This is a genomic window from Micromonospora sp. NPDC023888, assembly GCF_040639415.1.
Lineage (GTDB): Bacteria > Actinomycetota > Actinomycetes > Mycobacteriales > Micromonosporaceae > Micromonospora.
Window position 1 is genome coordinate 1 of record NZ_JBEZZW010000094.1, and the last position, 1,618, is coordinate 1,618.

The 1,618-nt window shown below is 74.6% G+C and carries 2 protein-coding genes; both read left to right on the top strand.

Features of this window, described 5'->3' with window-relative positions; translation table 11 throughout:
- Nucleotides 1-1,088: MerR family transcriptional regulator (locus AB0F61_RS34160; protein WP_357818524.1), on the top strand; the 1,088-nt coding region annotated here is incomplete at its 5' end.
- Between the two features lie 73 nt (nucleotides 1,089-1,161).
- A partial coding sequence (locus AB0F61_RS34165) for a serine hydrolase domain-containing protein (RefSeq protein ID WP_357818527.1) occupies nucleotides 1,162-1,618 on the top strand: 457 nt, incomplete at its 3' end.

A 1,618-nucleotide genomic window follows, 5' to 3' on the forward strand; every position in this document is an offset into this window, starting at 1 on the left:
ACGAGACGACCGAAGCGCTGCTGAGCATCGGTGCCTTTGCGCGCCGGGTGGGGCTGGCGCCCAGTGCCCTGCGGTTCTACGACGACTGCGGGGTGCTGCGGCCCGCCCACGTCGACGAGGTGACCGGCTACCGCTTCTACGAGCCGGGGCAGGAAGCACGGGCCGGTCTGGTGAGGCGCCTGCGGGAGGCCGGCCTGCCGCTGGTCGACGCCCTGGTGGTGCTCGACGGCGACGAGGAGGAGGCCCGGGCGGTGCTGGAGGAGCATGTGCGCAGGAGCTGCGACGTGGCGGTGGCCGCCCGGGAGGCGGCCGAGGGCATCCTGGGGGGCTTGCGCCCGGCGTCCCCGGAGGCGGGATGCGGGCCCGGGGCGCGGGCCCGGGTCGGTGGGGCCGAGTTCGCCGGCGCGGTACGTCAGGTGGCCCCGGCCGTCGCGGCTGGTACGGAGGCACGGGCGGAGTTCCCCGTACTCGCCCGTGTGCTGCTGGAACTCGACGGTCCGGAGGTGCGGTTGGTGGCGACGGACCGCTTCCGGCTGGCGGTGCGGACGCTGCGCGCCGAGGCCGCCGAGGGTGGGCCGCGGCAGGTGCTCGTGGACGTCGGGGCGATGAGGGGGCTCGCCGCCCGGGCGCTGAGGGAGGCGGAGGTCACCATCGAGGACGACCAGCACGGCGTCCGTGTCCGTGCCGGTCACGAGCGGCTCGCGGTGCCGGTCGAGGGCGGGACCTTCCCGGACTACCGGACGGTCCTGGACGGTCTCCCTCCGGCGGCTCACCGGATCATCACCGGACGGGACGGCCTGCGCGCGGCGGTGACGGGCCGCTGCGGAGGGCCTGCCGTCGCCCTGCGTACCGGAGGAGAGCGGTTGGTGGTCTCTGGAGCCGGCGCCGTGGACAGCACGCTGCCTGCCATCTGTACGGGGCCGCCGCTGGACCTCGCTTTCGACCCGGCCGTGCTCCTGGGAGCGCTGGACGCGGCGGTCGGGCCGGACGTCCTGCTGGAGTGTTCCGCGCCGACGGAGCCGGTCGTGGTCCGGTCCGCGGACCAGGGCAGCTTCACGAGCCTGGTCATGCCGGTCCGCCGGGCCTGAGGGCCGGGACACGGGCGCCCGCAGCGGATCAATGCGGTCGACGATGACGCTCCCCGGCGGATACACCTGGGGCATGACGTCATCCTTCGAAGCACTCCTTCCCACCACCGAGCGCGCCCTGCTGCACCGGGTGGCCACCGCGCAGACGGAAGGCCGGACGCCCTCACTCGTCGGCGCGGTGGCCAGAGACGGCCGATTGCTCTGGGAGGGCGGGCGCAGTTGTGTCGACGGGCATGTACCGGACGCCGACACGCAGTACCGGATCGGTTCCATCACCAAGCCGTTCACGGCCGTCCTGGTGATGCGGCTGCGGGACGAAGGCCTGCTCGACCTGAACGACCCGCTGGAGAAGCACCTCCCCGGGACGGGCGTCGGTGAGGTGACGGTCGCGCAGCTCCTCGGGCACAGCGCCGGACTGGCCGCCGAGTCCCCGGCGCCCTGGTGGGAGCGGACACCGGGCTCGCTGCGCCCGGAGCTCGCCGATGTGCTGGGCGAGCGGCCACTGCTGCACCCGGTGGGCCGCCGCCACC